16 protein-coding genes are annotated in these 24,370 nt (G+C 41.1%); 1 reads left to right on the top strand and 15 read right to left on the bottom strand.

Going from position 1 to position 24,370, the window contains the following annotated elements; genetic code table 11:
• Positions 1 to 5 precede the first annotated feature (5 nt).
• The 11 genes from AAHK14_RS09875 to AAHK14_RS09825 all read right to left on the bottom strand — a co-directional run bounded on the left by AAHK14_RS09875 (position 6) and on the right by AAHK14_RS09825 (position 17,130).
• Entirely contained in the window at positions 6 to 2,342 is a 2,337-nt protein-coding gene (locus AAHK14_RS09875) for a TonB-dependent receptor (protein ID WP_061698891.1), read from the bottom strand.
• 46 nt (positions 2,343 to 2,388) lie between these two features.
• Positions 2,389 to 3,639 (bottom strand): MFS transporter, encoded by a 1,251-nt coding sequence (locus AAHK14_RS09870; protein ID WP_050894028.1) that lies wholly within the window; start codon positions 3,637 to 3,639, stop codon positions 2,389 to 2,391.
• The gene (locus AAHK14_RS09865; protein WP_062500253.1) at positions 3,639 to 4,037 is read right to left on the bottom strand and encodes a hypothetical protein; all 399 of its coding nucleotides are present in this window, start codon (positions 4,035 to 4,037) and stop codon (positions 3,639 to 3,641) included. Before AAHK14_RS09865 ends, AAHK14_RS09870 begins: the two co-directional genes overlap by 1 nt.
• Before the next feature lie 4 nt (positions 4,038 to 4,041).
• Positions 4,042 to 4,644, bottom strand: coding sequence for a GNAT family N-acetyltransferase (locus AAHK14_RS09860; RefSeq protein WP_065256881.1), 603 nt, complete (start codon positions 4,642 to 4,644; stop codon positions 4,042 to 4,044).
• A gap of 183 nt (positions 4,645 to 4,827) precedes the next feature.
• On the bottom strand, positions 4,828 to 6,624 hold the full coding sequence (locus tag AAHK14_RS09855) for an IucA/IucC family protein (protein WP_065256875.1): 1,797 nt from the start codon (positions 6,622 to 6,624) through the stop codon (positions 4,828 to 4,830).
• 13 nt (positions 6,625 to 6,637) lie between these two features.
• Positions 6,638 to 7,918, bottom strand: a complete 1,281-nt coding sequence (locus AAHK14_RS09850; protein ID WP_194092672.1) for a SidA/IucD/PvdA family monooxygenase — start codon at positions 7,916 to 7,918, stop codon at positions 6,638 to 6,640.
• Positions 7,911 to 9,710 carry an IucA/IucC family protein gene (locus AAHK14_RS09845; protein ID WP_065256877.1) on the bottom strand — a complete coding sequence of 600 codons (1,800 nt, stop codon included), beginning with the start codon at positions 9,708 to 9,710 and terminating at the stop codon, positions 7,911 to 7,913. Before AAHK14_RS09845 ends, AAHK14_RS09850 begins: the two co-directional genes overlap by 8 nt.
• A gap of 273 nt (positions 9,711 to 9,983) precedes the next feature.
• Complete coding sequence (narI, locus tag AAHK14_RS09840) at positions 9,984 to 10,688, bottom strand: respiratory nitrate reductase subunit gamma (RefSeq protein ID WP_172823663.1); 705 nt, start codon at positions 10,686 to 10,688, stop codon at positions 9,984 to 9,986.
• An 8-nt stretch (positions 10,689 to 10,696) separates the two neighbouring features.
• Entirely contained in the window at positions 10,697 to 11,494 is a 798-nt protein-coding gene (gene narJ / locus AAHK14_RS09835) for a nitrate reductase molybdenum cofactor assembly chaperone (RefSeq protein WP_065256882.1), read from the bottom strand.
• A gap of 11 nt (positions 11,495 to 11,505) precedes the next feature.
• Positions 11,506 to 13,044, bottom strand: a complete 1,539-nt coding sequence (narH, locus tag AAHK14_RS09830; protein WP_065256878.1) for a nitrate reductase subunit beta — start codon at positions 13,042 to 13,044, stop codon at positions 11,506 to 11,508.
• Positions 13,045 to 13,374: 330 nt separating this feature from the next.
• Positions 13,375 to 17,130, bottom strand: a complete 3,756-nt coding sequence (locus AAHK14_RS09825) for a nitrate reductase subunit alpha (protein ID WP_065256879.1) — start codon at positions 17,128 to 17,130, stop codon at positions 13,375 to 13,377.
• A gap of 407 nt (positions 17,131 to 17,537) precedes the next feature.
• On the opposite strand from AAHK14_RS09825, the gene AAHK14_RS09820 reads away from it, so the two are divergent.
• Positions 17,538 to 18,566: an IS110 family transposase gene (locus AAHK14_RS09820; protein ID WP_083108321.1), complete on the top strand. Its 1,029-nt coding sequence runs from the start codon at positions 17,538 to 17,540 to the stop codon at positions 18,564 to 18,566.
• 231 nt (positions 18,567 to 18,797) lie between these two features.
• Here the strand turns inward: AAHK14_RS09820 and AAHK14_RS09815 are convergent, their stop codons facing one another.
• The 4 genes from AAHK14_RS09815 to AAHK14_RS09800 form a co-directional block, all read right to left on the bottom strand.
• A complete protein-coding gene (locus tag AAHK14_RS09815; RefSeq protein ID WP_062500916.1) occupies positions 18,798 to 20,147 on the bottom strand; it encodes a NarK family nitrate/nitrite MFS transporter in 1,350 nt (449 codons plus the stop codon).
• A gap of 235 nt (positions 20,148 to 20,382) precedes the next feature.
• Positions 20,383 to 21,228, bottom strand: a complete 846-nt coding sequence (gene fghA, locus AAHK14_RS09810; RefSeq protein ID WP_194092670.1) for an S-formylglutathione hydrolase — start codon at positions 21,226 to 21,228, stop codon at positions 20,383 to 20,385.
• A 32-nt stretch (positions 21,229 to 21,260) separates the two neighbouring features.
• The gene (locus AAHK14_RS09805; protein WP_194092665.1) at positions 21,261 to 22,547 is read right to left on the bottom strand and encodes a transglycosylase SLT domain-containing protein; all 1,287 of its coding nucleotides are present in this window, start codon (positions 22,545 to 22,547) and stop codon (positions 21,261 to 21,263) included.
• Positions 22,548 to 23,478: 931 nt separating this feature from the next.
• The gene (locus AAHK14_RS09800) at positions 23,479 to 24,240 is read right to left on the bottom strand and encodes a Slam-dependent surface lipoprotein (protein WP_062500910.1); all 762 of its coding nucleotides are present in this window, start codon (positions 24,238 to 24,240) and stop codon (positions 23,479 to 23,481) included.
• Positions 24,241 to 24,370: the final 130 nt, after the last annotated feature.

The following is a 24,370-nucleotide window of genomic DNA, read 5'->3' as shown; positions in this document are numbered from 1 at the left end:
GCTGATCAATAATTTAAGGTATAACTTATCCCATAACTTCTCCCCTGTGCAGACAAGCTGGATAATTCACCATAAGTTGCTTTGGCAGCTTGACTAAATACGCTCTTATAATCGGCATCCATCAAATTATAAACCCCAAAATTTAGCTGACCCTTGGGCAGTTTTATCTCACCCAATAAATCCGCCACAACATAGCCTGAAATTCTAGTCTCTGGGGTTTTGCGGACGTTTTGATTGGTTGTAGCAACCAAGCTGTCTTGATAGGCATTGTCTGTACCTCCAATAGCAAGCAGTTGTAAGCGTAATTTATGTTCACTTGGTGTGGTGTATTGAGCAAAAGTGGTGGCTTTGGTAGGACTGATACGAAACACTCCAAGCTCTCTGTGCTGACCACTTGCATCTTTGTATTGACCTCGTGTATAGGCAATGCTACCACCGACAGCCCAGTTATCATTAATCTTGTGATTTAATTCAAACTCCGCCCCATAAATACGCTCATCAGTATCAGCAACCACCACGCTATAATCTTTTAAAAACTGGGTTACTTTATCTGATGTATTATAAAAACCTGTCAACTTGGCACGGCTACCGCCAAATACTCCTACCCACCCTGCATCATAACTATTGACCGTGATTGGCTCGACATTATCAGAATTAACCACAAAACCTGCCCCAACATCTCGTAGCACCCTTTGCAGGTCAGGCAAACTATATCCCTGCCCAAAGTTGGCAAAAATACTGTGATTTGGCGTTAATTGATAATTTGCCCCAAGATTAAACAAAGTTTTGTGATGCTTTACTTTGCCAGAATTGACAACCCCTGCTTGATACGGCACTTTGTTTTGGATTAATAAATCAGCCAATAGCGACTCACTGGGTGGCACAAAATCGTCTGTTTTGCTGTCTATACGTTGATGTCGCACGCCTGCTGATATTTTTAAATCATCTGTTAACGCAATATTGGCATTGGTAAATATGCCATAGGTTTTTAAGGTGGTGTCAGGCCCATAAGTATAACGGTTGCCAGTGTCTTTAAATACTAAGCCATTGCTTTGCATAAAGGTAGTCAAATCATAGCCTGTCGCCCCTTGACGGTTTTTTTCTTGTTCATAATCGATACCATAACTAAGTAGTACAGGTTTTTGAGCAAGGTCAAATTTTCTTTGCAAAGCCAGTCTTGCTCCTAGTACCTCTGCCTTAGATTCAGATTGTAACACCCCATAGGCGCGAGCTTGTAGAGCCTTGGTATAAGCATCCAAAGTGGCTGGTGGCAAATTCATGCTTTGTAAAATAGGCAGGGCTTTGGCGGTCGAAAACGGGGCAACAAAGGGATAAAATCTGCCTTTCTCTCTGCGATAATAAGCATTGGTATTGATGGTGTTACCCCACAAATCATCATGATGATAGTTGATATTAAAGGTGCTTTTGGTGGTTTTTGGCTGTTCTGATAATGATAAGCCTTTGATGGCATTTAATGAAGGCTTTTCTCCAAACAACACCGCAAGGCGATTACCATAATCAGGTGCATAATCGGTATCTTGTTTGTCGTTATAATGCGTCAATGCTAGATTGATATTTTGCTTGTCGTCAAGTTGCCAATCAACATTTGTATTGACACTTAGGCTTTTGCTGTCTTGCTTATCAGTTTGGGCAGGCTCAGGAGCGATGCGTTTACCACTAGCATCAAATGCCCCTCCTGTGGTGCGGTAGTCGACATCAAGTCGTGCAAGGACATTGCCATTTTCGCTGACACCTGCCACACTCTGACCTACCTGATAACCAATGCCTTCACTGGATAATTTACTACCATGTACACCGATGCGGGTTTCAAATTGCTCCTCTTCCAAATCAGACTTAGTAACGATATTAATCAAACCGCCTGTTGCCCCAGACCCATAAATACTGGTTGCTCCTGATAAAACTTCAATTCTAGCCACTTGACTGGGGTTGATACTATTAAGCTGTCTAGAGATGTCTCGCGAACCTGTCAAAGGCACACCATTTAACAAAAATTGTACTTGACGACCGTGCATGGTTTGCCCAAAGTTACTGGTAGTGCCACTACTTACCCCCAAACTTGGAATGAGCTGTGCCATCACATCGGCAAGCTGTCGAGAGCCTGTTGCTTGCTCTTGAATTTGCTCTTCATAAATAACTTTGGTGGTATGGGGCATTTGCGTGATACGATTGGCAAGTGCCATACCGCTCTTATCAATGGTAATAACCACAGGCTCTAATTCAACCGTTGGTAATGATTCATTGGGTTGAGCGTACAACTGCTGAGTTACTGCCACACTTAGTAAAGGCAAAGATAACCATTGAAAATAGTGGGAATGACGCATAAATTACTCCTTATGGAAAAGTAAAATTTTAACAGTCTGTTACGGTTTAACAGTCTGTTACGGAAAATTTTTTTATCAATGTCGGCAAAATAAGCATTGACACCCCAGAACCAATCGCAAGCCACAAAAATAGCTTGTCATAGCCAAACTGATGTACTAAAAATCCACTCATCGCCCCGCCGATAAAATACACAAGCAACTCCACGCACACAAACAAAGTAAAGTCCGTGCCAGCTTGGTCGGGATTGGCAGCATTCATAAACAGAGCATATAAGGCAGTCATTGTTAAATAGCGAACAGATAAAATTAGCAAAACACTAATTGCCATCAAGCTCATAAACCCTGTTTTTAATAAACCTACCGCAGGTAAAAAATCACCCAATAAAGGATATAGCAATCCTAAACACAACAAAGCATAAACTGCCGTTCTTAGCCATCCGAATAATATAAGACAACGTACAATGTCGATATATTTGATTAATACCCCTGCCAAAAGTGCTGAACCAATCCCAACAATCGCTCCAAATACCGAAAACAAAAGCCCAATCTGAGACAGTGAAAAACCAAAATCCACAAGCATTGGATTTAGCATTGCCATCATCGGAGCTTCCACAAAGCGAAACACCACAATCAAAGCTAGTAACCATTTAGTTTGCGGGCGTTTGATAAGCCTAATAAGACTTGCTTTGGAAAGATTGGTAGCATGTTTGGGATTGTCTTGATCTTTTAAGAACCATAGTGAACACGAAATAAGCACAACAGTTGTTGCCAAACTGATTGTCGCCATTTGCCAATCAAATCTCTGATATAGCCACAGCGTGCCAGCACCGCCCACCATACTACCAAACGCCACCCCAAAACTTTGCATGGCACTTGCCAGCCCAAAGGATGACTTATCAAATTGTTCCACTGTATAGCCATCAATGGCGATGTCTTGAGTGGCACTTGCTAAAGACACCAAAAAACTTATGCTAAGAAATAATACAATCTCAGAAAACTGTAAAAAGCCAAGCCCAAATAGCCCGACCACCACAATAATTTGAGTAAAAAATAACCAAGTTTTGCGTTTGCCGATTTTGGCACAATAATAATTGTCCACATAACTTGCCCACAGAAATTTAAACGCCCACGGCAAATATAAAAGTGAAAGCATGCCAATCACCCTAATATCAACGCCTTGATGTCTTAAAATGGCAGGCAATGCCACATTAAAAAAATACAAAGGCAAGGCATGGGCAACATATAACAGTGCCACCATCATCAAAAGATGGCGATTTTTTTGTTGTGAGACAATCATCAGACCGCCCCTATTTTAGTGTTTATCCATGCTTTGGCTTCAGTCAGTGATAACACCACCGCATAAGGCACTCGCCATGCTTTATGAAAAGCAGGACTGTCTAAGGCTTGTCTTTGAGTCTCATCATCAACAATTCTGACTAATCCCTTGCAATATTTAAAGAACGATTCTTTGTGCGTCTTGTACCAAACCGCCTCAATCTGGCGGTAGTTATCAGGGAGTGTCAGCCCTGTCCGACTATGGTAAATCAAGGCAAAACTCTGCTCACTGGCTAACAAATCACTCATAGCAATCAACCAATCATCAAATGCATCTTGACTAATCTCGCCTGAAAAATCGAGTAAAAATACAGGTAAGGAGCTATTTGGGTTCTGAATAGTATTTAGAAAAATAGGCATAACATCACTCTTTAATGTTGGCATTTAAATAATGGGCAAACTTACAATAAAACCCTTCTTTGTCACAAAAATATAACATTGCAGTTTTTTCAGGCATTACAATTTGATATTGGGGCATATAGTTTAATTCTTGAGCGACTACCTCATAGGGTTTTACACTTGCATCAGGTTCACCCACAATTTTTTTAGCAGGTGAATGTTCAAAAATAAAAAAGCTTAGTAGACGCATGATGGCACGCAAGTACCCTTTGCCAACAGCCTGTGCCTCTGCTAGTAACAAATGCCAACCCAAATCATTTTTGTCAGCTGTATAATACCCTGATAGTCTATCCCTTGCCCCTTCATAAACTTCGGCGTAACCAACCCATTCGCCATTAATACTAACCAAATACAGACGCTGGTGATCATCAGCCAACATTTTTTCAAAATAAACAGACAGCTCAGACAATGATTTATTGAGTTGCCATTGAGGGATAACATGGGGCATATTCATCCAACGATGCAACAATTCAATATGTTCAGGGTAGCGTATTTGCACCAACCCAAATTCAACCCCATTTTCTCTGTAAATATAGTTGTTTGGCAACCCCTGAGATAAAGTTGGCAATCGATTGGTTTTACTGCATTGATCTTGATTAAAAGAATCGGTATAGACTTCTAGCATTTCTATTCTCTCATTAGGGTGTGTTGAATATTGGTATTTGCAATGAAAAATGAGAAAAATCGCACGTTTTTCATGCAAAAACTAATAAAAGCGTTAAAATTTTCATCATTTTTACAAATAATGTTATCAATGTTCAACACACCTTAGAAACTGTGGTGAAATTGGATTGCAAATTGGTTCGCAAACCACGGGTTCTGGACGGTTGGCGTTATCTTGATAACCTCTTGTAAAAAAGCGAACACGATTTAGGCACACCTTTTCAAATTTTGGTCTTTTTAAATCAAATAAAGCAATCCTCTCATTTAGCTCTGGATGTTGATGGTGAAATTCATCAACAATCTTTGATAACTCATTCCAAAATTCAAATTCAGATATATTATAATATTGATGTAATACATCAAAAATATAGCGATAATGCACAACAAAAAGCCCAGTGAAAATAAAATGACTCAAATCTTTTGGGGAGTGTTTTAATAAAATACCCACCTCTTTTGGTTTAGGCTCTTGTTCAAAAAAAGTGTCATCAACTAAATTAATATCATCCACAAAATCCTTTAAAACCATTTTTATCGGTATGCCATTCTCATGTATCAATAGACTATTTTCACCATGTGGCGAAAATACAATTCCATAACGATACAACCAATACAATAATGGTGTTACACAAACTTTAAAGAATTTTTTTAGCCACTCAACAACCGTAAGACCCGACCGATGGATTAAATGTGGCAACAAAAAATCATCATGTCTATCTTTATGAATAAGTGCAGCTTGAGAGATAACTTTTTGATTATCAGTGATGTAATTTTCAACACTATCTCGCCACAAACAACCCAGTAATTCCGTAAATTGATAAGGTGGAGAGCTTAATTTATCAAAGGCGGGCTGTTTTACAGTAACTGTTGCTAACTCTCCCAATAGAACAACACCGGTTTCTTGCAATTGTTGGTCGTTTTTAAGTATTCTCAACAGCCATTCACTGATTTGCGGAGCAAAAAAATTACGCTTGTTTGGCAAGCCACGATATACTGCTGTATTTAAAATACTAAGTGGTAGTTTAATGTGATATGCTGTTTTATCAGTCATATCTGAAAAAGTTCGAATAGACTGTAAAGGTAAATACTCATGCTTAGACATTTCTAAAAACAGTAATTTTTGTTCAGAGATTTCAAGTGCATAATTTAAGCTAATCCAATTTGACCATTGCCAAGGATGTATTGGTAAAAATAAATATTCTTGACTGTCCAATCCTTTATTCATCAAAATGTTTTTAAAAGATTTATACTGACCTTCCCCCAACGTCTTTTTATAAATGCAATCACAAGTTAGCCCTTGAATTAATGAGAGTACCGCAAGACTTTTATGAACAGCAAACCAAGGAAGTTTTCTTGCAATAGCAACCTCTGGAACATACTGTTTATAATCCTCATAGCCAAAACCGAGGCGACCTTTTCCCATAACAATCCAAGGATGTCCACGTAAAGCCGAGTCAACAACTGACCCACTAAGATTTGATAACGCTTCACTTGTTAAACCATGCTTTGTGTATAAATGAGCCTCCGCCAACCAAGTATGATTAATTTCCTTTACCATATAAGCTTTTGTGCCATTATCCATATTCAGACTTTCACACAACTCAACAAAAAAATCGGTTAGATTATAAAAAGAATCACCTGTTTTTTTGTCATTAATAGAGTAGACGATAAAGCCACCAAATTTCTTTGGTTTGATAATTACTTCCAAATTAATTTTATCAAAAACAAATAACATTCTTTGCTTGTTTTCTGGCAAATATTCCACTTTTGTTGGTCTAATAATTTCTTCGTAAAGCAGCTCAGATATAGCAATCTTCATCAAAGACTGACCAGCGCTTTTTAATTGCGACAACTCTATATTTAAATGATAAGCATTGGATGTATTCATTGCAAAACCTCATCTATGAAAAATTTGATAAAATATTGTTTCTACTTAGCTTATAAAACTCTTTATCCAAAATCCGATTGATTATGGTTGCTGAACGATGAGCGCTCAATCCTAAATCTGGCGTCCCAACTCCATGAGTACAAAGTCCCATATTCTGCACAAAAATTCTCCCCATACCATTAGGGTGTTGGTAATTTACCTCATAATTTCGATCAATATCATAACTACCACAAGGTTGTTTTTTGATACAAGGATCTAATTCTGACATAAAATCCAGTGACGCTTGCTGATATCCAGTAGCCAAAATAACATAATCAGCACTTATTTTTGACGAAGTATTTGTATAATTATGTACAAAATCACAACAAATCTTTCCTTGATTCTGACAAGTTTGTATTAGTTTTAAATTTGAATTTAATTTTATTGATTTTTCATTATTCAAAATTATTTTTTGATAAAGCATGCTGTAAATATTTTTTAGTAAGTTTGAATTAATTCCTTTATATAAAAAATCTTGTTTTTTCAATAAATTTTTTCTTGCTTCTTCTGATAGGCTGTAAAAAAAATCCATATAGTCTGGGCTAAAATGCTCTAAAGCTAATGGCGTATACTCCATGGGAAAAAATCCCTCATCATCAGTAACCCAATGAATATTATTAAAATCATTTTGAATTAATTTATAAAAAATCTCGCCAGCTGATTGCCCAGAACCAACCAAAATAATATCGGGTTTTTTCTTCTTTAAAAGTTCATCAAAATTTTTCATAAAATCCGATGAATGGAAGCACTGATTTTCTAAATTTTTCACAATATTTTTTGTGCAATCGGGAATATTTGGAGAAGTTCCTATGCCAATAACTAAATTTTTACACTCATAATTTTTAATTTTCCCATCACATTCAATAATAACATTAAATCCTTTATTAATAGGAAGAATCTGTTTTACTAAACAGCCAAAATTTAAATTTTCTAATTGACTGCATACCCATTGGCAATAATTATTATACTCAATTCTTGGTAGGAAAAAAGACTCTTTAAAGTAAAATTGAAACAACCTTTGTTTTTCTTGCAAGTAATTAAGAAAACTGTACTTGTTTGTTGGGTCTACCATTGTTACCAAATCAGCTAAAAACGGAACTTGTAGTGTGGCATCAAGCATTAACATTCCTTGATGCCATATGAATTTTTCTTTTTTATCGAAAAATACTGTTTTTAAATGACAATCTTTATGGTTTAGCAAACTTGCCAAGCTTAAGTTAAATGGCCCTATACCAATACCTATGATATCAAACATGGTTTACCTCTTTGTGCTTTATAGGATTCTTTATCTTTACATAAATAGATTGGGTCTCTACTGGTGCAACCAGTTCATCCAAATCGTGTAAGCGAGTCAACAAATTTCCTTTGTAGGGTAATTGATTACTAAACAACAAAGTATTTAGTAGCTTACTATTTGGATACTTTTTCAACAGATTCTCAATATACTCCCGTAGTATATTGAGAAGATTTTCTTCTGTTGAAAATCCAGTTTTTGCAATACTGCTAATTAGCGAAAAAACCGTATTTCCAATAAAATAATATATAAATCGACTATTAGCAAAATCAATAGAAACAACACACTTTGCTCTGGCAATAAGATCTGTATACTCATCTATCAATTCATCTGCATAATCAGTAACATATCCAAAGCTTTGATTATCTCTTACCCAAAATTTATAAGGGAAATTATCTCTTATTTCTATGAGACAATTCTGTTGATGAGCCTCAAAAACCATGCCATAATTATGATACATATCAATCATGGGAATTAGTGAAATTTTCAAAAATTCTTCAAACCATTTGTGACTAATTTCTCTTAAGCAGACACCAAATTCTTTTTGACTACCTCTAATATTTTTGATAATGTGATATAGGCGATTTTTCTTTTGGAATGGATGATCTTGACATAACGTTGCCAAATTTGTAATGTTACCTTCTTCATTAAAAGGATTATTTCTAATAATGCAAATGGTTTCATTTATAATTTTTCCATCTGCAATTACCCCATTCCAAGCAGAATCATTAACAACATCAAACATTGGGTATGAATTTTTTATATTTTCTCCAAACTGACTGTGCCAAATTTTATTAGCCAACAAACCCCTACGACCTTCTTTCGGTAAATTTATGCGTACTGAATTTGTGATTGCAACAGATAAAGATAATTTAAACATCCACTCCCTATTTAAGTTTACAACCGTACGAACTGATGTGGTGGCATAATAATCATCTCCCATTTGACCTAAATCTATTAATTTTTCTTCTGTTAATAATTTTTTATAAATATCTTTTTGTTGTAAATATTTCGCCTGCCAAGGATGTAATATAATCAACCTAAAGTTATTATAATCTTTTGATTCATATTCTTTTTGAATTTTAATTTCATTTAAAATATCACTTTTTATCCTTTCTAATATCAGACCACTCTCTGATTCTTCAACGTAAATACTTGATTCAACCAGCCAATAATGCAACTTAAAGCAACCATTAGTTTCTGGTGAAAAATTTTTCCATTGCACATCATCAAAACCAATTCTGTTTTTCGGAGTAGGGTGCATGGCATGCCCACAGAATAGAGCTTGCTCCGTATCAACAAAATTAAGTTTTTTTCTTTTAAATATGCTGTCAATTTTTTGTTGTCGACTATCAAGAATTACCTGCAATTTTTCTGAACTATCCATCCATCTTAACAACACACTGTTGATGTTTATACTTTCTTTATCTGAATGCCAATATAGCATATCTTGTAACAATAAATTTGCCAGCATTAAAGAGTTAGTCTCTACAAAACCATCAGCTTGTTCAATATATATTTTATCAAAAGTTTGATGATGTCCTAGCACACTGACAAATAGCAATGGAACAACTATACGGACTTTTAAGGGTTCTAAAAACAAAGACAGGGCAGAGTGTCCTTCACAACATCCTCGACAAATGTCGCTTTGTTCGCTTGATTGTAAAATTTTAAAGCGACTGGTTTCAATACAGTAGGCGTTTATAAGATTTTGTATTGACAATCGCTCAATATCTCTTTGTTTGTTAGACATAAAACAAAGCTCCTCGTACTATAATTGATAATTATCATAATAATAATTATTATTATTGTCAATATATTTTATCAAATTTCATGTTAATTTCACCGTTAAGTCTCTCCAAATTAGGGCTAAACACTCTATATTGGACTTGTGAATATTGCACAGTTTTAGAATTAATTTTTTAAATTACTATAAAAATCAATAAGTTATAAAATAAAAAAACCACAAACATTAGGGCGATGTTTGTGGCAAAAACCGAGAAAATGGTTTTTAAAATCAGGCAGGTTACTGTGATGTCTTATGGCGGACAATCTGATAACGTCTGCCCAAATACCAAATCGGTGCGGAGATGATGTGGATAAGACGAGTAAATGGCACAAGCAGAATCAGCGTTGTTCCTAAGAACATGTGCAACTTATAAATCAGACCTGCATCCTCTACCAAAGACGCTGCATAAACAGGTCGTAAGATGGCAAGGTTTTGAGCCCAACCTGCAAGCGATACCATCAATGCGCCATCTTTATGATGCGGATATGAAAAAATCGTACCAAGTCCCATAAGCAACTGCACCAAAATGATAACAAGGAGCATCTTATCACTAAATGTAGACGTATGGCTCACTCGTGGATCGGTAAAACGTCGCCAGATGAGCATAAGTAGCCCCACAAGACACATCACGCCTGCGATACCACCCACGATGACCGCCAAAAGCTGTTTTTGGGGGGCGGTGATGATACGTTCATAGACAAAATGGGGGGTTAGCATGCCAAAGAAATGCCCCAACAGTACCACAAGAATGCCAACATGGAATAAGTTGCTCGCCACACGCATTCCCTTGTCGTTTAGCATTTGGCTTGACCCTGCACGCCATGTGTACTGCGACAGGTCAAATCTTGCCCAACATCCCAAAATACATACCGTCAAAGCAATATAAGGATAAATACCGAACAAAAAGACATGGAGCCAGTTTTCGGGGGTCGTTGCTGTGATTGCGGTTATCATGATAACACTCCTTGGCTAACGGTTTTGTTGGTTTTAAAATCTACCCAATGCACAGGGATTTCGCTTTCGTTTTGGGCTTGTCTTGCCAAGGTCTCGGCAATGCGAATGTCGGTTTGGTTTGACGGACAGCGTTCTTCTTGCTTTGCCGCCAAAAAGTCCACGGCTTCTTCTTCCCATTCTTTGTCAATGGCATCAAAAGTCGTATCATCCACCTTGTCTTTGCCCATCTTGGCAAGCTCTTCATCAATGACGGTCAAAGGCTTACCTGCAATTTGCAATAACGCCTTAAACAGCCCAGCATAGCTACTGCCTTTGTCCACAAGTCTTGCCCCAAGTAGAGCGATGATATGGCTGACATCAGCAATGTCCATGCGAATCTCAACGTCATCTGCAAAGCCTGCCTTATAAGACAAAAATTCTAAATACATGGGTAAATAGTCGGGCAACTCTTTGACATCAATGGCAAAGCCCGCCTCTTCGTACTGTCCCATCAAATCGACCATCGCTTGTCCACGGTCTCGGCTCTCGCCATGCACGTGTTCAAACAGCCAAAGCGACAACGAACGCCCACGCTCAAACAGACTGTCATACACCGACTGAGCTTCAATCGAGCCTTTGCTTGATAACTCATCAACAAAGGCGTTAATCTCTTGGCGGACATCAGGGCTGATGAGCTTTGACGTGGCTACGATGTCTTTGCACGCATCTAGCGTATCATCGGCAAACAGCTCATCAGACGGATAATCCATCAGCAGACTTATCACTTTTAATAATTTAAAATCAAGATGATTCATACTAGCCCCCATCAGTTATCCCATGTCTGCACGGTCTCAATCATCTCACGGCGATTGGACTTACGCTGACCGAACATACTGACATCATTACCGCCTGTACAGCCATTACCAAAGGTAAAGCCACAGCCGTTTTTGTCGGCAAAGGCATCAGACAACGCTTCTTCACGGTGAGCGGTCGGAATGACAAAGCGGTCTTCGTAGTTGGCGATTGCCAAATAGCGGTACATCTCTTCGACTTGGTGTTTGGTCAAGCCCACTTCATCAAGCACCGCTTGGCTTTCGACCTTATCGACAAGTTGCATACGCTTATAAGAACGCATGGCAAGCAGGCGTTTGAGTGCCAACTTGACAGGCACTTCATCGCCAGCGGTCAGCATATTGGCAAGGTATTTGACAGAGATACGTAGGCTATCGACATCAGGGATAAGCCCGTCCATGCCCACTTTGCCCGCCTCGGCAGCGTTTTGGATTGGCGATAGTGGTGGCACATACCACACCATCGGCAAGGTGCGATATTCTGGGTGCAAAGGCAGGGCAAGTTGCCAATCCATCGCCAGTTTATACACAGGCGATTTTTGGGCGGACTCAATCACGCTCATCGGCACGCCATCTTTTAGAGCTTGCTCAATGACGGCAGGGTCATTGGGGTCTAAGAACACATCAAGCTGAGCTTTGTACAGGTCTTTTTCGTTCGGAGTACTGGCGGCTTCTTTGATTTTGTCGGCATCATACAAAAGCACGCCAAGATAGCGAATACGCCCCACACAGGTCTCAGAGCAGATGGTTGGCTGACCTGACTCAATGCGTGGATAGCAGAAGATACATTTTTCGGATTTGCCTGATTTCCAGTTATAATAAATCTTCTTATAAGGACAGCCCGAGATACACATACGCCAGCCACGGCATTTGTCTTGGTCGATAAGCACAATGCCATCTTCTTCACGCTTATAAATGGCTCCCGATGGGCAAGACGCCACACACGTTGGGTTTAAGCAATGCTCGCACAAGCGTGGCAGATACATCATAAAGGTGTTTTCGTACTCGCCATAAATGTCGGCTTGAACTTGGTCAAAGTTCTTATCGGCACGGCGTTTGGCAAATTCAGAGCCTAGGATTTCTTCCCAGTTTGGCCCCCATTCGATTTTTTGCATACGCTTACCTGTAATAAGCGAGCGTGGGCGTGCAATCGGCTGATGGTCGCCTAATGGGGCGGTGTGCAGGTGCTGATAGTCAAAGTCAAACGGCTCATAATAGTCGTCAAGCGTTGGCAAATCAGGGTTGGCAAAGATGTTGGCAAGCACACGGAATTTACCGCCAATGCGTGGGTTGATGGAGCCATTGGCGTTACGAATCCAGCCCCCTTTCCATTTTTCTTGGTTTTCCCACTCTTTGGGGTAGCCGATACCAGGCTTGGACTCTACGTTGTTAAACCATGCGTATTCCATGCCTTCACGGCTTGTCCAGACGTTTTTGCAGGTTACAGAGCAGGTGTGGCAACCGATACATTTATCAAGGTTTAGCACCATGCCAACTTGTGAGCGAATTTTCATAGGATTCCCCTTATGCCTAGTTCTTTTTAATTAATTTAAAAGAACATCGGTAGGTCAAAATTGAATAGGGCGTGTCGAACCTTTATAACACAAACTACAATTTGAAATTTTGTAAAATAAAATCACTGTTCTTGCATGAAAAAATGGCTAAATCTTGTTTTTCCTCGTCAAAATCCTTGTTGATATTTCAATGTCAACTGCGGACTTTTCCTTGAAAAACGTGCGATTTTTCTCATTTTTCATTGCAAATACAAAGATTCAACACGCCCTAGTTTATCCCCTTTGCTGAAAGTTTACTATCCTACCAAAAGGGATAAACTTGGCGGTTTATCAGTCCAAAGTAGTAGGCAATGGACGTGGCAGACTGTCGTCAGGCTTGCCTTCTAGCCAGTCGATGTTCGCCATCTTACGCACCACCACGAACTCATCACGGTTACAGCCGACCGTACCATAGTAGTTAAAGCCGTACGCTTGCTGGGCATAACCGCCAATCATGTGCGTGGGTTTTAGGATTGCCCGAGTTACTGAGTTGTGAATACCGCCACGGGTGCCTGAGTTTTCAGAACCAGGGATGTTCACAAGCTTTTCTTGGGCGTGGTACATCATCGTCATGCCTTCTTTGACACGCTGAGAGACGACCGCACGGGCGGTGATTGTGCCGTTGTGGTTAAAGACTTCAATCCAATCGTTGTCTTCGATACTTGCTTTTTTGGCATCAATCTCACTCATCCACACGATAGGCCCACCACGGGATAGGGTTAGCATGAGCAGGTTCTCAGAGTAAGTACTGTGAATGCCCCATTTTTGGTGTGGCGTTAGGAAGTTTAGTACAATCTCTTTGTTGCCATTTGACTTATAGCGTTTTAGCTCATCTGTCGTTCTTGTGTCAATCGGTGGGCGGTATTGTTGCATCTGCTCGCCAAACGCCTGCATCCACGGATGGTCTTGGTAGAACTGCTGACGACCTGTGATGGTACGCCAAGGGATGAGCTCATGCACGTTGGTGTAGCCTGCATTGTAGCTGACTTTTTCAGATTCTAATCCCGACCAAGTTGGGGATGAGATAATCTTACGGGGCTGAGCGACAATATCACGGAAACGGATTTTTTCATGCTCGGACGATTTGGCAAGGTGCGTGTGGTCTCGCCCTGTGTTGCTTGACAAGTCCGCCCATGCCTTGACCGCAACGTGTCCGTTGGTCTCAGGGGCAAGCATAAGCACCGTCTCAGCAGCGTCCACAGCGGTATTAATGCGTGGGCGACCGTGAGCCACGGTGTCTTCGGTAACGGTGTAGTTGAGTTCGCCAAGCAGTTTAACTTCTTCCTTGGTGTCCCATGTGATACCTTTTGAGCCGTTACCAAGCTTGTCCATGAGCGTGCCAAGCGATGTGAATTTGGCATACGTGGACGGATAATCACGCTCCACGACTTTGATGTGTGGGCAGTTCTTACCAGGGACGGGGCGTACGCCTTGGGTTTTCCAGTCCGTTCCGCCAAAGGGCTGAGCCAGCTCGCCTTCGCTGTCGTGTTGCATGGGCAAGGTTACGATGTCCGTCTCCACGCCAAGATGACCGACAGACAGCTCAGAGAATTTTTGGGCGATGAGCTTATAAATCTCCCAGTCCGTCTTAGACTCCCACGCAGGGTCGGTGGCGGCAGTCAAGGGGTGGATAAAGGGGTGCATGTCAGACGTGTTTAAGTCGTCTTTTTCGTACCATGTGGCAGTCGGTAGCACGATGTCTGAGTACAGACAGGTGGACGACATTCTAAAATCAAGCGTGGTAACAAGGTCAAGTTTGCCCGTTGCCCCATTTGGCTCAAAGTCAATCTCAGTCGGGCGAATGCCGTCATGAATGGTCTCTTCGCCTAGGATACCGTGCTTGGTGCCTAGTAGGTAGTGAAGCATATATTCATGCCCCTTACCCGATGAGCCAAGCAGGTTTGACCGCCAGATGAATAGGTTGCGGGGGAAGTTGGCAGGATTGTCAGGCGACTCGGCAGCAAAACGCACGTTGCCATTTGCCAGATTGTCCACAACATAGCTCTCAATGTCCTGCCCTGATGACTTGGCAAGACGACCAAGCTCCAAGGGGTTCATGTTAAGCTGTGGGGCAGATGGTAGCCAACCTGCACGCTCAGCACGCACGTTGTAGTCAAGCATATGCTCAGGGAACTGTGATTTATCAGCGTGTGGCGATAGAATCTCATGAGCCGAGACTTTCTCGTGTCGCCATTGTGAGCTATGATTATAAAAGAAACTCGTGCCGTTCATGTGGCGTGGCGGTCTGTGCCAGTCTAGAGCAAAGGCAACAGGAGCCCAGCCTGTCTGCGGTCTTAGTTTTTCTTGACCGACATAGTGAGCCCAACCGCCCCCTGTCTGACCGATACAGCCACACAGCATAAGCATATTGATAACGCCACGGTAGTTCATGTCCATGTGATACCAGTGGTTCATGCCTGCCCCGATGATGACCATCGACTTGCCATGAGTCTTGTCGGCATTGTCGGCAAATTCACGAGCGATTTGAATGACTTTTTCACGGCTTACGCCTGTGATTTTTTCTTGCCAAGCAGGTGTGCCTGCCACGGTTTCGTCATTATAATCATCGGTTACGTGCTGACCGCCCACGCCATTGTCCACGCCAAGATTGGCAAGCATTAAGTCAAAGACTGTTACCACTTTGACCGTTTCGCCATTTGCCAATGTAAGCGTTTTGCAAGGCACGTTTTTATACTGGATGCTGTCACCTTGGGCTGCGGTAAAGTAAGGATGTTCATCACCGCCAAAGTAATCCATACCAACGGTTGTTATCTCACCTGAGCCTTTTAGAGTTAGGCTTAGGTTTACGTCTGTATTATTTGTACCCTCTTTATTCTCTAAATTCCAACGACCACTCTCGCCCCAACGGTAACCAATTGCTCCATAAGGCGACACAAGTTCACCATTGTCATTGACGGCGATGGTTTTCCATTCAGGGTTGTTGTCTTGACCTAGGTTATCCACTAAGTCAGATGCACGTAAAAAACGCCCTGCTCGTGCTGACTGCCCTTCACCCTCTACCATGACAAGCATGGGCAAATCGGTATAGCGTTTGGCATAATCGATAAAATAGGCACTTGGATTTTTTAGATAAAATTCTTTGATAATCACATGACAAAATGCCTGTGCCAAAGCCGCATCTGTGCCTTGTTTTGGGTTTAGCCATAGGTCGCACAGTTTGGCAATCTCGGCATAGTCAGGTGTGATGGCAACTGTTTTTGTGCCTTTGTAACGTACTTCGGTAAAAAAGTGAGCATCTGGGGTACGGGTTTGGGGCACGTTTGACCCCCATGCGATGATGTAATCAGAATTATACCAATCGGCAGCCTCTGGCACGTCTGTTTGTTCACCCCATGTCATCGGAGATGCTGGCGGTAAGTCGCAATACCAATCATAAAACGACAAACATACCCCACCGATGAGCGACAGATAGCGAGAACCAGCGGCGTAGCTTATCATACTCATGGCAGGAATGGGTGAAAACCCGATGATGCGGTCAGGGCCAAAGGTCTTAGCGGTATAAATGTTGGAGGCGGCGATAATCTCAACAACCTCATTCCATGATGAACGAACAAAACCCCCCATGCCACGCTTGGATTTATATTGTTCGGTCTTAGCTGGGTCGGTTACGATACTCGCCCATGCATCCACAGGATTTTTGTAAGTTGCTTTGGCCTCACGCCACAGTTTTAACAAAGGCTTACGTACTTTGGGGTATTTGACACGGTTGGCAGAATACATATACCAACTATAAGATGCACCACGAGGGCAACCACGAGGTTCGTGGTTGGGCAAATCTGGGCGAGTGCGTGGGTAGTCGGTTTGCTGAGTCTCCCACGTTACCAGTCCGTTTTTGACATAGATTTTCCATGAACATGAACCTGTACAATTCACGCCGTGAGTGGAACGGACAATTTTGTCAAACTGCCAACGACTGCGGTAGCTGTTCTCCCAATCACGGTTTTCATCACGAATCTCGCCGTGTCCGTCAGCGTATTCGCCCGTTTTTTTCTTAAAAAAACGGAATTGGTCTAATAAATGGCTCATAAATCCCCCTTGTGGGTTGGCTAAACTTAAAAAGTTTTTGGCTAAATTGATGAGCTTACTATAAAGAAAACCGCCAAATTAAGGTATTAACTTGACGGCTAGGGGGATAATACTAAGGGGGTAGGTGTGGCGTGGGGTTGGATTTTTTGATGATAAATGTCAATTTTGGTTGTTAAGATTGGGCGAGTGTGGTACAAAATCTATGAGACTATCTAAAAAATCATTAAACTTCCTGCAAAACTAGTTTTCCGTTCGCCCTTGTATCAACCCAACACCAAACCTAGATTATCTGCTAGAATGTTGTTGGGTTATACAAGCAAAGAGAACACGGGTTCGCCCTTAGTGTCTTAACACTGGTGCTCAGATGGTGTCCTTTGCTTGTCATCTTAACTCTGAATGGTATCTAAGTGCGTTTATTAAAACAGACACTGCATAAACAAGGCAAGAGACAGATGATACACTATATTGGCATAGACATCAGCAAAGCAAAGTTTGATGTTGCATTTATAAACCCAAGCACAAATAAAGTAAAAACCAAGGTTTTTAACAACAACAAAGCAGGCTTTGATTTACTGCTTGCTTGGTTAAAAACCAATGTCAGCAATCATCTTGATGAGCTACACATCATCCTAGAAGCAACAGGGGTTTATCATGAACACCTAAGTGAGTTTCTTGATGATAATAATATCAAGCAAAGCATTGTCAATCCTAACTATGTCCGCAAATTTGCAGACAGTTTGGGGGTAATCCATAAAACTGATAAAAAAGACAGCATTATTTTATCAAGGTATGGTTATAGCCACAAGCCTGAGGTTTGGGTAGCACCTAGCATTGAAGCCAAACAGCTAAAAGCTCTATTGGCTCGCTTAGAAGCACTCAAAGAAGATTTGCAACGAGAGCAAAACCGACAAGAGTTGCTCTTATCACCCAATCTGCCCGATTTGGTTAAAGCATCCATGCAAACAGTCATCAGTGTCCTTCAAGAGGAAATTGCCAAACTCACCAAAGACATTGATGACTTTGTTGACAAACAACCAAGTTTAAAGCAAGACAAAACCTTACTTGAAACCATTGACGGTATTGGTTCTGTTATTGCCAAAGAAGTGGTATGCTTAATACATACCAAACAATTTAAAAAAGCCTCACAGATGGCTTCGTTTTTAGGCTTAATACCCAAACAAAGACAGTCAGGTGTCTTTAAGGGAGCAACCAAACTGTCCAAACAAGGGCAAGTCTCTTTGCGTGCTAAGCTGTATATGTCTGCAATGAGTGCCATTCGTTATAATAGCACCATTAAGGCATTTTATGAACGATTACAACAAAACGGTAAAACCAAAATGCAAGCCTTATGTGCTTGTATGCGTAAATTGGTACATATCTGTTTTGGTGTTATCAAAACCCAAACATCCTTTGAGCAACAAGTATCTTTAAGTTAGTTTGTAAGATACTAGATACCAGATACTTAAAAAACCATTGACTTAGGTGGGGTATCATGGTATCTGAGCTATGCCTGCGGGTGGCGGAAAACCGTTATGGGCAGGCTAGCTCACTTTGAGCAGTTTTCTTTAATTTGGGGTTTTGCAGGAAGTCTAACCAACGCATTATAACAAAAACAGCAAAAAAACAGCAAAAAAACGCCACTTAAAAAGCAGCGTTTTTGGTTAGCCTTAGCACGGGTATTCCGCCCCTTTACGACCATAATACCACCATGTAATCATAAGGCAAATCACATAAAAGACGATGAGCATGATAAGCGTACTATTTACCCCAAACCAGCCAAACATCTTAGGGATGAAAAACCCCCCATAGGCAGCAAATGCTCCTGTAAACCCAACCACCGCCGCCGATTCTTTTCTGGCGACATTGATAAGGTCGGGCGAGTTTTTGCGTTCGTGAAGTGTGCGAAAAATGACAGGAATCATGCGAAAGGTTGAACCATTGCCAATGCCTGTGGTGATGAACAACACCATAAAGCAAGCAAAATACCCTGCAAAACTGCCACCTGTGCCATCTTTTGGCAAAAAGACAATCACGCCAACGGTTGCTACCGCCATGACAATGAAGTTAAAAAACGTAACCCTTGCCCCACCCATTTTGTCAGCAAGCCAGCCACCAACAGGACGGAATATCGCTCCCACCAAAGGACCTAAAAAAGCGACTTTCAAGGGGTCAATGTCAGCAAAAGATTGCTTGATGAGCATGGGGAACGCCGCTGAAAAGCCGATAAATGAACCAAAAGTCCCCAAGTACAGTATGCACATGACCCAGTTGTGATAGCGTTTAAAGATGATGGATTGGTCTTTAAAAGATGCTTTGGCAGAGGATAAATCATTCATAAAAAACCATGCCAATATCGCCATCAATGCAATAAAAGGCACCCACACAAAGGCGGCGTTATGCAGATATAAGCTCTTACCGTTGTCAAGTGTAACGCCTGTGCCAATGATTGATAAGCCAATGACCGCAGGGACAACAAATTGCACGGTAGATACGCCCAAATTGCCAAGTCCTGCATTTAGCCCCAAAGCCGTGCCTTGCTTGGATTTGGGATAAAAAAACGAGATATTAGACATACTAGATGAGAAATTACCCCCACCCAAACCGCACAATAAAGCAATGATGACAAACACGCTAAATGGTGTATTGGGATTTTGTAGGGCAAATCCCATCCACAGCATGGGGATAAGCAGGCTTGCCGTAGACAGAGCCGTCCACCGCCGTCCACCAAATACAGGCACCATAAACGAATAAAAAATTCGCAAAGTCGCCCCTGATAAGGCAGGTAAGGCGGTAAGCCAAAACAACTCATCTTTGCTAAAATTAAAGCCAGCATCAGGCATACGCACAACCACCACCGACCAGATGACCCACACCGCAAAGCCAAGTAGTAGAGCAGGAATAGAAATCCATAGGTTGCGACTGGCGGTCTGCTTACCGCCATTTTCCCAAAACTCATCGTCTTCGGGTCGCCAGTCGTGAATCACGCCCCCGCCTTTTAGTTCATTTTTTGCACTCATGTTGCCCCCTTAGGGAAATTTTAAGATTTGGGATTATTTTAAGGGGAATTGGGCAACTTTTCGCTTATCCTAATGATGAATAAGACAGGGGGCAAATGCTACTTTGGGGGTAGGTAGGGACAAGGGCATAAAAAAGACAGCCACTTGGACTGTCTAGGGTGTATGTTGGTCATGTTAGGCACAACCAAAACCAGCTTTTACCACGCTTTTTAATGCCTTTTAACGCCTTTTTAAGTCATTTTTTTAGGTGCTGTGCGTGAAATTCAATGTGCTTACCAATAAACGTGGCGATAAAATAATAAGAATGGTCATAACCAGCTTGCAGATGATACTCATAATTTACGCCCAGTTTATCCGCCATTTGGCAAAACAGTTCGGGTTTTAATTGCTCGGCTAAAAACTGGTCTGTATCGCCCTGCTCAATCAAAATCGGCAAATTTTTGGCAATGATATTGGCGTGATATTTTTGCAATAATGCCACGCTGTCATAATCTTGCCAATCTGCTTGATTGTCGCCCAAATAGGCACCGAACGCTTTTTGCCCCCACGCAACTTGGCTTGGGGCGACTATGGGCGAAAATGCCGACACACTTTGATACACATCAGGATTTTTAAAGGCAATCACGAGTGCCCCATGTCCGCCCATAGAATGCCCAAAAATGGACTGTTTGCCATTGGTCGGGAAATGAGTATTTATCAAGCTTGGCAACTCACCCGCAATATAATCATACATCTGATAATGCTCCGCCCAAGGGGGTTGGGTCGCATTAACATAAAATCCCGCCCCTTGCCCCAAATCATAAGCCGTATCGTCCGCCACACGCTCGCCCCGTGGACTGGTATCAGGGGCAACGACAATGACATTATGTTCATCGGCATAACGCTGGAAGCCTGATTTGGTGATGAAATTCTGCTCGGTGCAAGTCAAGCCTGATAGCCAATATAGCACAGGCAATTTTTGGGTTTTGGCGGCACTTGGCAAATAAATGGCGAATTTCATTTCACAATTTAGTGTTGCCGATGAATGTTGCCAAATTTGTTGTTCGCCATTAAAAATGCGAAAGGTTTCTAGGTGTTGCATAGCATTGTGTTTCATGATGTTCTTATCATTAATCAAACTTGCATGGTTTTGATGCTTTCAAGATACGCACGAATGTTCGCTACGTAGTGCATGCACTGGACGTATCGCCCGTTCTTACTGGCATTTTGGGCTAAGTAGCCATAAACTTCTCCCCAGCTGTTGCCATCTCGCCCTTTGGCGTTTAGCTCGCTTTGGATGCGTTTGACGGCGTTAGGTCCCATATTATAAGACGCCAGCACGAACCACAGACGCTCAGACTCTGGCACATCTGTATAGAGCTTTTCTAGTACTTCTAGGTATTTGGCACCGCCTTGGATACTTTGGACAGCATCGGTGCGGTTTTTTACCCCCATCGCTTTGGCAGTGTCTTGGGTTAGCATCATCAGCCCCTCAACGCCCGTGCGTGAGATGGCATTAGGGTCAAGATGCGATTCTTGATAACTGATGACTGCCAGCACTTGCCAGTCGTGGTTATGAGCCTTTGCACCACGTTTAAAGGCATTTTCATACAACGGCAGACGCTGTTTTAACGCTCTTTTAAAGTGCTTATCGCTGTACTCATTTGCCAACAACGTTTGGTCATAAAAACGTGCCGTAGAGCCTGTGAGTGCCAACTCGTCAGGACTGCACAGAAAGTTTTTGGCATGCTGTGCTAGGCTGTTATCCTTAGCATGAAACATGAGCGACATATTGGCGTTCAGACCATGCCCCGAGACTTTTTTTGCTGTGTCATCATTGCACGCCAGTCGCACGCCTGCCACATCCGTCTGTGCCACACCCAACAGACTGTCCACATCGCCTATTTGTAGGGCATTTAGAGCTTCTTGTTCACTATCATAGACTTTTAGGTTAAGATGGACACCAAGCTCATCGGCATAGCGATGGGCGATGTCATGACCAAAGCCATGCTGGATGTCGCCGTGATTAAAAATGGTGCTGTCGCTTTTGGTGGTCGCCACGACAATCTCGCCTTTTTGTATCACGCTCTCCAAGGCAGTCAATGATGGGGCGGGCACGGTCGGAGTCAAAAAACCCTTGACAGGCAAAGCAAATAATGACACCGTCCCCAAACACAATGCCCATTTGGCAAGTGTGGTTGCTGTCTTATTGGTGGTGCTTAGCCTTTGGGCGAATTTACCCAAAAGACCTTGATGAGTTTGTTTATTAAGTTCTGATAGACACAGGGCAGATTTTTGGATGATAAATGGCTTAAAGGTTGTTGCTTTAAAATTTGGATTGGTGTTATTATCTAATACTGCTGGGTTATTGGCATAAAATGAATAATAAAATCGGTGATTATTGGTGCGAATGATTTGCATAATATTCTCCTATCTTACCGTAAACACCACACGACTTGTATCATAAACAACATAATGTAAGTGATATGTGGTGCGATTGCTGTGTTAGATATCCATATCATCTATGATGGGCATTCAAGCACTTCATAAGCCATTACGCTTAGGGTTACTTGACATCAATAGACAAGACAGATAAATCATAATGATGTCGCCATCAAGCCTGTGGCTTTGATTTACCCATAATGATAAGTTTAGCCAATCATCACAGGGGACATTATCACGCAACAACCAAACGGTTTAACTAAAATTTTGCCATAATGATAAGTTTAGCCAATCATCACAGGGGACATTATCACGCAACAACCAAACGGTTTAACTAAAATTTTGGCAGTTTCTTCGCAGTAGCCTAACCAATCAAATGCCCTATTTGGTATAAAAAGAGTGCATTTTATGACTGTTTAAGCAAAGTAAATTGGGATTAAAATCAAAAAACTTAGGCTTAATATAGGCGATTTGGCTAAATGTTCAATCATTACATTGTAAACTGCCGATAGACGGTATTGATTGATAGATAAACAGCATAAAGTAGCAAATATTCACAAAAATCACCATCATTGTAAAATCATTTTTTGTGAATTATTTATAAAATAAAAATTGCAATACTATTTTGTAAACTTATAAGTCATTTTTAAAAATACCATAAATATCAATAATTTATATAAAATTTATGCCATAAAAATAACCAAAATCAACGATTTACTTTTTAGAATTTTAATTAAAAATTAGAAAACGATTGTTCATACTCATTAAATGAGAATGATTTTTGATTGTTGTTATATTTTTCAAGTTTCGCTATTTTATGATTTATAGACCGATAGGCAAATCCATTACCCAAATCAAAACCCCAACTGATAATGAATCTGTTGGGGTTTTGCCACCGATGGTTTGATGATTATTTTTTCGCACCAAATGCACCAGCAAAAGCCTGACCATTATTTAGGTAAATGCCACTTACTTCTTCGGCATTTTTACCAAAAAACGCACCTTCGGTCTGAGTGCCTGCACTATTTTTACCACTAAATGTATTGCCAGAGATTTTGGCATTTAGTGCAACATTAGCACGCTCATTACTGATATTACCAGTCAAAGTCTTTTTACCAAAATCGGCAGTAAACTTAGATGTACCCTTAATGTGTTCACCATTGCATTTTTCACAAGCATAGGTTGAACGACCTGTATAGTTAACCACACCCGATTTTGGAATATTTGCTACAGGTGTTTGGTCGCCTTGATAAAAATAATATTCCATTTGGGCGTTTTTATCACGAACAAAGCCGTATTTGGCATGAGTCATGTGCGTGCCACTGATGACTGTGTGCAGGTCTTTTTGATTGATATCGCTAAAAGTACCAGAAGAGATGCCTGACTGACCGATTGTAAAAGTTTTACCATTTACTTTTAAGGTATTAATGTTATCAGTGCTGATAGCCACAATATCGCCGTCTGTATTTGTTTTTGTATTGATAACTGCTGATTTACCTGTGTACTGACTGGTAGTTACAGGAGGCTGTGGGTTACTTGGTTGGTTTGGCTTAACCACAGGCGTGGTGGGATTGGTTTGACCACCTGTTACCGCCTCAGAACTACCACCGCCACCGCAAGCCGTTAAAGCCAATGATGACACCGCCAAAATAGATAGTGCAAACTTTTTCATGCGTATTACCTTATTTAACTAAAATAAAAACCTGTTTGAGAATTTCCAAACAATGTTAATATACAATAGACTTCTTTCCAAACCCTGATTTTTGTAGATTTTTAAAAACTTCAACCCCAATACTTATAAG

This window comes from Moraxella sp. K1664 (genome assembly GCF_039693965.1).
Taxonomy (GTDB): Bacteria; Pseudomonadota; Gammaproteobacteria; order Pseudomonadales; family Moraxellaceae; genus Moraxella.
Note: the sequence above shows the minus strand (reverse complement) of the source record. Positions and strands in the feature narration are given on the sequence as shown.